This window comes from Acidaminococcus sp. CAG:542 (assembly GCF_000437815.1).
Lineage (GTDB): Bacteria > Bacillota > Negativicutes > Acidaminococcales > Acidaminococcaceae > Acidaminococcus.
Window position 1 is genome coordinate 7,413 of the sequence record NZ_FR902075.1, and the last position, 9,689, is coordinate 17,101.

Below are 9,689 nucleotides of genomic sequence, written 5' to 3' on the forward strand. Positions count from 1 at the left end.
TACAGGAGGATGTTCCATGAACGTATTGGATGTACTGGAAGAACGGGGATACCTGAAACAGATGTCCCACCCGGATGAAATCAGAGAACTGCTGGGAAAGGAAAAGATCACTTTCTATATTGGCTTTGACCCTACTGCGGACAGCCTCCATGTTGGTCACTTCATCGCCCTGATGGTCATGGCCCATATGCAGCGGGCCGGCCACCGTCCCATTATCCTGCTGGGCGGGGGCACCGGTATGGTTGGAGACCCCAGCGGCAAGAATGAAATGCGGAAGATGCTTACCCCGGAATTCATCAACCACAATATCGAATGCTTCAAGAAACAGATCGGCCGGTTCATCGACCTGTCCGAAGGGAAGGCCATTGTAGCCAACAACGCCGACTGGCTGCTGAAGCTGAACTATGTGGACATGCTCCGGAGCGTAGGGGTCCATTTCTCCGTGAACCGGATGCTGGCCGCTGACTGCTACAAAACCCGTCTGGCCAGCGACAACGGGCTGACCTTCTTCGAAATGAACTACATGATCATGCAGGCCTATGACTTCTATACCCTGCACAAGAAATACAACTGCGTCATGGAACTGGGCGGGGACGACCAGTGGTCCAACATGATCGCCGGGGTGGAATTGATCCGCCGGAAGGACCGCCAGCCTGCCTACTGCATGACCAACACTCTTCTGACCAACAGCCAGGGCCAGAAAATGGGCAAGACCGTAGGCGGCGCTGTGTGGCTGGATCCGGAGAAATTCTCTCCTTACGATTTCTACCAGTACTGGCGGAATATCGACGATGCGGATGTGGAAAAATGCCTGGCGCTGCTGACTTTCCTGCCCATGGATGAAGTCCGGCGGCTGGGGGCTCTCCAGGGTGCGGAAATCAACGAAGCCAAGAAGGTATTGGCCTACGAGGTGACCAAGATCGTCCATGGGGAAGCAGAAGCGGAAAAGGCGAAAAACGCCACGGAAGCGTTGTTCGGTTCTGGCAGCAACATGGACAATGTGCCCACCATCACCGTCCGGAAGGACGAATGGGGCTGCCGTCTGCTGGATCTCCTGGCAGAAAACAAGGTGATCGCCACCAAGAGCGAAGGCCGCCGGCTGATGCAGCAGAACGGCCTGTCCATCGAAGATGCCAAGATCACCGACGTGGACACCGTTGTGGACGACACTCTGTTCGACGGCAAAGAAAGCCTGCTGCTCCGGAAGGGGAAGAAGAAGTACTACCGGTTGGTAAGGGGATAAAAAAATGGGGCTGTTGCGTGAGCAACAGCCCTGTCAACGGTCAGCTGACAAAAAAGGAGTACTGCACGCTCATGTGCAGTACTCCTTTTTCATCTAAGTTCCTTCTTCGCGATTTTCCCCGTTGCCAGGTGGGGCATGGCTTCCAGCTGGCGGAATACCCGGGGGACTTTGTAGATGGCCAGATTCTGCTGCAGGTATTTTTTCAGGGCCCTGGGGTCCACGGTTTCCCCTTCCCGGACCGTGTAGAAGCAGCATCCGGCCTGGCCCCGGAGCTTGTCCGGGATGCCGATGACCGCCGCTTCGTCGATGCCCGGGTAGGCATAGACCAGTTCTTCGATTTCCCGGGGATAGATGTTTTCCCCCATGCTGATGATCATGTCCTTCAGACGGTCCACGATCCGCAGGTATCCGTCCTGATCTTCCACCACCACATCGCCTGTGTGGAGCCATCCGTCCACCAGGGCATCTGCCGTGGCTTCCGGCAGATGCCAGTAGCCCAGCATCACATTGGGTCCTTTGACCAGCAGTTCGCCCCGGCTGCCCTGGGGCATTTCCCGTCCCTCCGGATCCACCACCTTCACCTGGATCTCCGGCAGGGGCAGGCCAATGGTGCCGCTTTTCACCTTCTCCGGGGGATTGACGGACACCACCGGCGAAGCTTCCGAAAGGCCGTATCCTTCAATGATGGGCTGATGGTACCGGGCTTCAAAAGCCTGGAGAAGGGAAAGCGGCATGGCGGTGCCTCCCACCACGGTGTACCGGACGGAGGTCAGGTCCTCCGGCTGTCCCCGGCGGATGAGCAGGGAACAGAGGGAAGGCACCAGGTACAGCACCGTCAGCTGCTGGTCCCGGATGAAATGGACAATGTCCTTCAGGTTCACGCTGTCATACAGGAAGAGGGAGGCTCCCACCAGCAGTGGATTGATCAAGGCGGTGATCAGGCAGAAACAGTGGTACAGGGGCAGCACCGCCAGCACCCGGTCCTCTGGGGTGATGCGGAGGATTTCCTGGAACTGGCGGGCGTTGCAGGTCACATTGGCGTGGGACAGCAGAGCCCCTTTGGGCCGGCCGGTGGTGCCGGAAGTATAGATGATGAGGAAAGGCTCCTGGTCCGTGAAGGTTTCCGAAAGAGACGGCGCTTCCGGGGCCGGGCTGTCCAGATACCCGTCCAGAGGCAGCTGGCGGATGGATCCCTCCAGATCCGCCGTGGCTTCCAGGGCGTTCCAGGCAAAAGGATTACCGGTATAGAGCAGTAAACTGGACTCAGAATCCCGGAGGATGAATCCCACTTCCCGCTGGCTCAGCTGGCTGTTGATGGGTACGGCAATGGCGCCCAGGGAAGCCAGGGCCAGATAAGCAACGATATAGTGGACGGTTTTCCGGGAAAAAATGGCAACACGGGTCTGCTGCCGGATCCCCTGGGCATACAGGGCATTCCGGCATTGACGGACCAGAGTACGGAGATCCAGGTAGGTATAGGAACGGCCCTGGTCAAAGACCGCCAGCCGGTCCGGTTCACCAAAGGACAACAGATGGTGGACGAGCATGGTAAGGCCTCCTTTTATCAGATTCCTCTTTCTATTGTACCGTGAAAAAAGAAAATAGGGAAGAGTGAAGAGGGAGGCCGGGATGGGGTTGTTGCACGTTCTGTGCAACAACCCCCTAGTCGTAGAGACGCATAGCGGCTTAAGTCTGGAGCCTGAAGGCTGGAGCCAAATGTTGAATTTGCAGGCAAATTTTTGAATATGCTGCAAAAACTGGTTGCCGCATACCGCAGGCAGCAGTCCCTTTTTCTTTCCCTTTCCTTCATGGTATAATGAGGAAAAAGTCATGCTAATCACTTAGCTTGACAGGAGGGAGGGGACCATGGAGCAATTTTTACAGGAAATGACAGAGCTCCTGCCGTTCCTGCAGGAACCCCGGTTTGGCATTCCTCTGCCTGTATTGTATCTGATCATAATGATCGGGGTGATCCTGTGGGGTGGGTCCCTCCGGGAACGGATCTTCCAGCTGGGGGCCCGGGAGGCGGTGGGCTGGAGCATCTGGGTGTGGCTGGTCTGGCTGACCATCCGGCTGCTGCGGCTGACCCTGATTACCGGCTGGGCTGCCCTGGCCCGCCTGCTCTGGTACGGCTATTATCCCTGCATGGGGCTGCTGGCTTTTCTGGTGGTCTGGATCAGCTATGCCAGCAACCGGAGACCGGAAGACAGGGCTCTTCCCCGCTGGCTCCAGGGCCTGCTGCTTGTTGACCTTCTTTTAGCCGGGCTGGCCCTGACCAATGACTGGCATCAGCTGGTGTTCCAGATCCAGCCCAGTACCAATCCCCACCAGGATATCTATACCTATGGCTTTGTGTATTACCTGATCCTGTTCAGTTATCTGGCCCAGCTGCTTCTGGCCAATGGGTGGCTGTGCTGGAGGGCTTTCCGGGAAAAAATCAGTCTGGAGAGGCTGTGGCAGCCCTTTACGGTCATCCTGCTGTACGGAGGATACATTGCCGGCTATATCCTGCGGGTTTCCTGGATCTTCCGGAGTGAACTGGTCCTGTGGACGGCATTTTTCGGTTTCCTCTGGATGGAAGCCCTGCTCCGGTCCCGGCTGCTGCCGGGGAACAGCCAGTATCGGGACTGCTTTCTCCATTCCCGCCTGGGGCTGACCATCCTGGACCGGCAGGGACGGACGGTGTACCAGTGCCAACAATTGCCCGTCCCTCCGGACGGAGACTGGCAGCGGAGGACCATGCCCATTTCCGGGGGACAGGTGGTATGGTACCAGGACATGGGCGAACTGCGCCAAAAAAAGAAAAAACTGGAACTGACGGCCCAGACCCTGCAGCGGGTCTACCGGCTGCGGCGGAACTGGGAAAAGATCCGGCGGGAACGGATCCATCAGCAGACCCGGCAACGGATTTATGAGGAAGTGGAGGGCATACTCCAGAGCAAAGGGCCCCTTTTCCTGCAGTATGCCCGGGCCCTGGAGCAGGCCCAACCAGGAGAGGGCACCCGGCAGATGGTGGCACGGCTCAATGTGCTGGCTTGTTATTTGAAGAAAGAATGTGTCCTGCTGCTCCGGGGACGGGAAGACAACAGCCTGCCGGTCCGGGAACTGCAGCTGGCGGTCCGGGAACTCTGCCATTACCTGGAACGGACCGGACTGAAGACGCTGGTGGACGATCGTCTGGAGGGGCAGCTGCCGGTGACAACGTCCCTGGCTTTCTTCCAGCTGCTGGAGGAGGCTTCGGAAGAGGCGGTGCGCCAGGGGGAAAGTTCCCAGATCTGCTGCTTCAAAGAAAGTGAGAAGGGATGGGAGCTGTCCCTGCTCTGGGATCCCCGGCCCTGGGTCCGGGAATTTGTGGCGCAGCATCAATCTCGTTATGGCAGGGGCCTGTTCTGCCGGGAACTGGAATACGGGAGCAGTCTGGTTCTTCAGCACCAGAAGGGGGACGGATCATGGTAGATTTTGTAAAGCTGGGACCTCTGTTCCACCGGGTGCTGGTGCTGCTGGGCTTTGTGGGGCTGATGAGCCAGAGCCTCCTGATCTATTTCCTCCAGCCCCTTCCCCGGTTCCGGTTTCGCCGCCGGAAAGCGCTGGAAGGGGTGATCCTGGTCCTCCTGATCCTCCTGGAAAGCGATCTGATCCAGGATATCCAGCTGGGTCGGGAAGAGCCCTATGGTACGGGGTTCCGTCTGGTCCTTGGCGGCAGTCTCCTGGTGCTGGCCCTGTGGCAGCAGGGAGATTCAATCAGGTGTCTGTCCCTGTGCCTGGCCGGAATGGCGATCCTGCCCTTTTTCGACGGGAGCTATCCCTGGGAGATGGGCCTGGCCCTGGGGCTTTTTCTGGTGCGGTCCCTGGATCTCCTGCCGGAAACCATCCAGGAAAAACGGATGCAGATCACGGAGTATTCCATCCAGGAAGCCATTGATTCTTTAGAGGAAGGGGTCCTGATCTCGCTGGCTAGCGGCGAACCGGTGCTGATGAACCGGGCCCTGTTCCGGTATACGGAAAGTGTCCTGGGGGTGGGGATCCGGAACGGCAATATGCTGTGGCACCTGCTCCAGGAAGTCCGCAGGCCCGGGCTGCATCGGGAAAACCAGGGCAGAGGGCTGCTTTTCCGGCTGCCGGACGGCCGCTGGCTGCTGTTCCAGCGGGTCAAGATCTATTTCCAGGGGCAGTCCCACTGGCAGCTGACTGCCAGTGATGTCACGGAACTCCAGCGGCTGAACCAGTCCCTGGACCAGCAGAACCGGCAGCTGCAGAAGAAAAATGCTGAGCTGAAGGAACTGCTCCAGCATGTCCAGGAAATCCAGAGCCGGGAAACCCTCCGGGAAATCCGGATCCGGATCCATGACCTGATGGGGATGCGGATCAGCCTGCTCCAGCAGGTGCTGAACAACAGGGATTTCGCCGATTACCAGCGAATCATGCCCCTTTTGGTCAACATGCTTTCTGATGTGCGGCAGGAAATCCGGGTGAAACCCCAGGTGCGGCTGGCTGAACTGGTTTCTGTGTACCGGAAGCTGGGGGTACTGGTCACCGTGCGGGGAAATCTGCCGGAGGAGGAATGGAAAGGGGAACTGTATGTGCAGATCATCCGGGAAGCCCTGACCAATGCCGTCTGCCATGGGCGGGCCAGCCAGGTGGCTCTGGTCCTGGACGAAGAAAACCTTCTGATCCAGGACAATGGACTGGGCTGCACCGGACCCGTCCAGGCAGGAGGCGGGCTTACCGGGATCCGGGAAAAAGTGGAAAGCCGGGGCGGGAAACTGGACGTTTCCGGGACCCCTCATTTTATACTGAAAATCCGTTTTGGGATGGAAGAAAAGGAAGGGACGAACGATGATCCGTATTCTGCTGGTGGATGACCAGAAAATCCTGCTGGATGGGCTGGCCAGGCTGCTGGAACCGTATGAAGACCTGGAGGTGGTGGGGCAGCTGCCCTTTTCGGAAATGGTGGAAACAGCCTGCGGCCGGCTGAAGCCCCATGTGGTACTGATGGATATCTGCATGGAAGGGAAGACCAGCGGGATCGAATGTACCCGGAAGATCAAAAAGCATTTTCCCCAGATCAAAGTCATCATCATGACCGGTTTCCAGGATGTGCATTTTGTGGAACTGGCCCAGGAGGCGGGGGCGGACAGTTTCATCTACAAAGAAAGTGCTGCAGACCAGTTCGTGGACTGCATCCACCGTACCATGGATGGGGAGCATCTGTTCCCGGATGTACAGGAACGGACCACCTTTGGATTTTACAACGCCACCCTGACCCAGCGGGAAATCCAGATCCTGCACCTGGTCTGCCAGAACCTGAGCTATCAGGAAATCGCCGACCGGCTGCAGCTGACCCGCCGGACCGTCAGCTTCCACATCAGCAACATGCTCAGCAAAACCGGCCACAAAAGCCTGGTGGGACTGGCTGTGGAAGCGGCAGAGAAAGGGTATGCGGGGAGGGAGTAGGTCTGTTGCTGGGGCAACAGACCCTGTCAGCAGTCAACTGTCAACTGCCGAAGGAAGCCAGTAAACTGGCTTTGAACAAGGGCAACAAGCTGACAAAATGGAGGGGTGTTGTACTTTTTGTGCAAAACCCCTCCATTTTTCTCAACCCTGTACTTTAGTACAGTGCGGAAATCTCCTTCTTCCGGTATACTGGAGACAGGAGGTGAAGATAATGAAGATACAGAATGATTTCAGAAAATTCTTTCGTATTGTGGGGATCCTGGCGCTTGCGGTCCTGGCCCCTTTGGGGCGGGGGCTGGCGGCTGAGAAGGAAAAGGTGATCCTGGATACGGATATGGTGGAACTGCTGGATGACGGGGTGGCCATGATGATGCTGGCCCAGGCCCCCAACATCCAGTTGGAAGGGGTGACCATCGTCTTTGGGAACACCTGGGTGGAAACCGGCACCGCAGCGGCCATCCGTCAGTTGGAAGGGATGGGACGGAAGGATATCCCGGTGTTCATGGGGGTGAATGAACCCACCCGGAAAGACCGGTTTGCCCATATGGCGGAAGAAAAACGCCTGTACGGACAGAATTTCGACAGCCATAAAGGAGCCGCCGGCTATCCCCGTCCGGCTTCCTGGCAGCAGGTATACCGGGAACGGTACCACCGGGAACCGGAACTGGAGCCCCGGAAGGAAAGGGCGGCAGACTTCATTGTGCGGACCATCCGGAATAATCCCGGTCAGGTGACCCTGGTGGCCATTGGCAGCGGAGCCAACCTGGCGGCGGCCCTGGACCGGGATCCGGCCATTGCCGGGCTGGTGAAACGGGTGGTGTACATGGCCGGAGCCTTCATGGTGGAAGGCAATGTGATGCCCCATGGAGAATTCAATGTGTGGATCGACCCGGAATCCGCCCGGAAAGTGTACCGGGCACCCTGGACGGAACAGGTGTTCCTGCCTTTGGATGTGTGCAACACGGCCAAATTGAGCCGGCAGGAATACCAGCGGCTTACAGGGAAAATCACCCAGCCCTGGGCCCGCACCATGTGGAAGGAGTACTGGGCCGGACCTCTGTTCCAGCAGGATCCGGGCTTTTCCAGTTATGTCTGGGATGTGCTGGCTGCTGCGGTGGTCATCGATCCCCAGGTGATCACCCGGGAAGAAACCCTGCCGGTGGATGTGAATGACCAGGTGGGACCGGGCTATGGAGATACCATGGCCTACCGGGGCTTCGGACCGGAAGGGACCCAGAAGGCCCGGATCGTCTTTGCCGTGGACCAGGACCGGCTGTGGCCCATGGTGGAAAAAGTCTTCGACCGGCTGTAACCAAAAGGAGAAAACTATGACCAACCGCAAAAAACTTTTCCGGGCCGGTGCCTCTGCGGCTCTCCTGGCTCTTTTGATGCCCCTCCAGGCCTGGGCCCAGGTGGTGCTGCTCCACACCAACGACATCCACTGCGGGGTGGACAAAAATCTCACCCTGGCCCGGGTGGCGGCCTATAAAAAGCAGCAGAAAGCGGAAAATCCCCAGACCCTGCTCCTGGACGCCGGGGACGCCATCCAGGGGGAACCTTTGGGGAAGCTCACCGACGGCCGGGCCATGGTCCGGATCCTGAACGCTGCCGGGTATGATTTCGCCATTCCCGGCAACCATGAATTCGACTATGGTATGGACAATTTCCTGTCCCTGGCCCAAAAGCTGAAGTGTGGGTATACCAGCTGCAACTTCGTCCGGCGGGATACGGGGAAACCGGTGCTGGCGCCCTACCGGATCTTTCCCTTTAAAGAACGGAAGGTGGCGCTTATCGGGGTCACCACCCCCGGTACCCTGGTTTCGTCCACGCCCCGGTTCTTCCAGGACGGGAAAGGCCGTTTCATCTATGGGTTCTGCGAGGACAAGGAAGGGGTAAAGCTTTACAGACAGGTCCAGGATACCGTAGAGGAAGCCCGGGAACAAGGGGCGGATACGGTGATCCTGGTATCTCATCTGGGCAGCGACGGCTCCATCCCCGTGTGGAGCAGCCGGGCGCTCCTGGCCCATGTAACGGGAGTGGATGGGCTCATCGACGGCCATTCCCACGAACAGTACGAAGTGTATTACCCGGACCGGAAGGGCAAAATGATCCCGGTGGCCCAGACCGGGACCAAGCTCCAAACCCTGGGACGCATGGTCATCGAAGATGACGGTACCATCCGGGGCGAACTGATCCGAAATCTGCCGGCACCGGATCCCAAAGTGGAGACACTGGTACGGAAAGAACTGGCTAAAGTGGACAAGGTTCTGTCCCAGAAGGTGGGAGAATCCTCTGTAGAACTGGTGGATTCCCTGGAGGGCCAGCGGGCCGTGCGCCAGAAGGAAACCAATCTGGGGGATTTTGCCGCAGATGCTTTCCGGACCTGTTTCAAGGCGGATGCGGCCCTGATCAACGGGGGCTCCTTCCGTTCCGGTCTGCCTCGGGGCGCCTGGACCCGGAAGACCCTTCTGACACTGTTCCCCTTTGGGAACCAGGCGGTGCTCCGGAGCGTTTCCGGCCAGCAGCTGCTGGATGCCCTGGAACTGAGTGTATCCCATGCGCCGGAAGAAAACGGCGGGTTCCTCCAGGTATCCGGGCTGACCTTTGTCTACGATCCGGCCATCCCCTCGCCGGTGAAACTGGATGACCAGGGAAATTTCGCCCGGGTGGAAGGGGAACGGAGGGTCCGCCAGGTGATGATCGGCGGCAAACCCCTGGATCCGGCGGAAGACTATCTGGTGGCCGGGACCAGCTACATCCTCAGTGACGGCGGCAACGGCTATACCATGTTCCGGGACACCACCCTGGTAGCGGAACCGGGCCTGTCCGACGTGGAAATCCTGGCTGATTACGTCCAGAAACAGGGCGTCAGCGAAGCCTATCGGAAGCCGGAAGGACAGGGACGGATTCAAGTAAATAGGAAATAAGAAGTCAGACCCGGCCCTTAAGGGGCTGGGTCTGACTTCTTTTTTACCAAAACCTGTACTTTAGT

General features: G+C 58.2%; 7 protein-coding genes. 6 read left to right on the forward strand and 1 reads right to left on the reverse strand.

The features are described 5' to 3' along the window. Positions 1–16 precede the first annotated feature (16 nt). A complete protein-coding gene (gene tyrS / locus QVO43_RS05765; protein ID WP_022487603.1) occupies positions 17–1,243 on the forward strand; it encodes a tyrosine--tRNA ligase in 1,227 nt (408 codons plus the stop codon). Between the two features lie 89 nt (positions 1,244–1,332). On the opposite strand, the gene QVO43_RS05770 is transcribed toward tyrS, so the two are convergent. Then, positions 1,333–2,790 carry a class I adenylate-forming enzyme family protein gene (locus QVO43_RS05770; RefSeq protein ID WP_022487604.1) on the reverse strand — a complete coding sequence of 486 codons (1,458 nt, stop codon included), beginning with the start codon at positions 2,788–2,790 and terminating at the stop codon, positions 1,333–1,335. A gap of 319 nt (positions 2,791–3,109) precedes the next feature. Here QVO43_RS05770 and QVO43_RS05775 point away from each other — a divergent pair, with 319 nt between their 5' ends. From QVO43_RS05775 to QVO43_RS05795, 5 genes are all read left to right on the forward strand, one after another. Continuing rightward, positions 3,110–4,699, forward strand: a complete 1,590-nt coding sequence (locus tag QVO43_RS05775) for a hypothetical protein (protein WP_022487605.1) — start codon at positions 3,110–3,112, stop codon at positions 4,697–4,699. Then, entirely contained in the window at positions 4,693–6,105 is a 1,413-nt protein-coding gene (locus QVO43_RS05780; RefSeq protein WP_022487606.1) for a sensor histidine kinase, read from the forward strand. The genes QVO43_RS05775 and QVO43_RS05780 overlap by 7 nt, the downstream gene beginning before the upstream one ends. Beyond that, positions 6,080–6,697: a response regulator transcription factor gene (locus QVO43_RS05785; protein ID WP_022487607.1), complete on the forward strand. Its 618-nt coding sequence runs from the start codon at positions 6,080–6,082 to the stop codon at positions 6,695–6,697. Before QVO43_RS05780 ends, QVO43_RS05785 begins: the two co-directional genes overlap by 26 nt. 211 nt (positions 6,698–6,908) lie before the next feature. Next, positions 6,909–8,009, forward strand: a complete 1,101-nt coding sequence (locus QVO43_RS05790) for a nucleoside hydrolase (RefSeq protein ID WP_022487608.1) — start codon at positions 6,909–6,911, stop codon at positions 8,007–8,009. Between the two features lie 16 nt (positions 8,010–8,025). Then, positions 8,026–9,624, forward strand: coding sequence for a bifunctional metallophosphatase/5'-nucleotidase (locus QVO43_RS05795; RefSeq protein WP_022487609.1), 1,599 nt, complete (start codon positions 8,026–8,028; stop codon positions 9,622–9,624). Positions 9,625–9,689 lie beyond the last annotated feature (65 nt).

What these genes read in the sequence shown, in the direction of transcription:
- tyrS (WP_022487603.1), top strand. Translation starts at nt 17, where the DNA reads ATGAACGTATTGGATGTACTGGAAGAACGGGGATACCTGAAACAGATG.
- QVO43_RS05770 (WP_022487604.1), bottom strand. Translation starts at nt 2,790, where the DNA reads ATGCTCGTCCACCATCTGTTGTCCTTTGGTGAACCGGACCGGCTGGCG.
- QVO43_RS05775 (WP_022487605.1), top strand. Translation starts at nt 3,110, where the DNA reads ATGGAGCAATTTTTACAGGAAATGACAGAGCTCCTGCCGTTCCTGCAG.
- QVO43_RS05780 (WP_022487606.1), top strand. Translation starts at nt 4,693, where the DNA reads ATGGTAGATTTTGTAAAGCTGGGACCTCTGTTCCACCGGGTGCTGGTG.
- QVO43_RS05785 (WP_022487607.1), top strand. Translation starts at nt 6,080, where the DNA reads ATGATCCGTATTCTGCTGGTGGATGACCAGAAAATCCTGCTGGATGGG.
- QVO43_RS05790 (WP_022487608.1), top strand. Translation starts at nt 6,909, where the DNA reads ATGAAGATACAGAATGATTTCAGAAAATTCTTTCGTATTGTGGGGATC.
- QVO43_RS05795 (WP_022487609.1), top strand. Translation starts at nt 8,026, where the DNA reads ATGACCAACCGCAAAAAACTTTTCCGGGCCGGTGCCTCTGCGGCTCTC.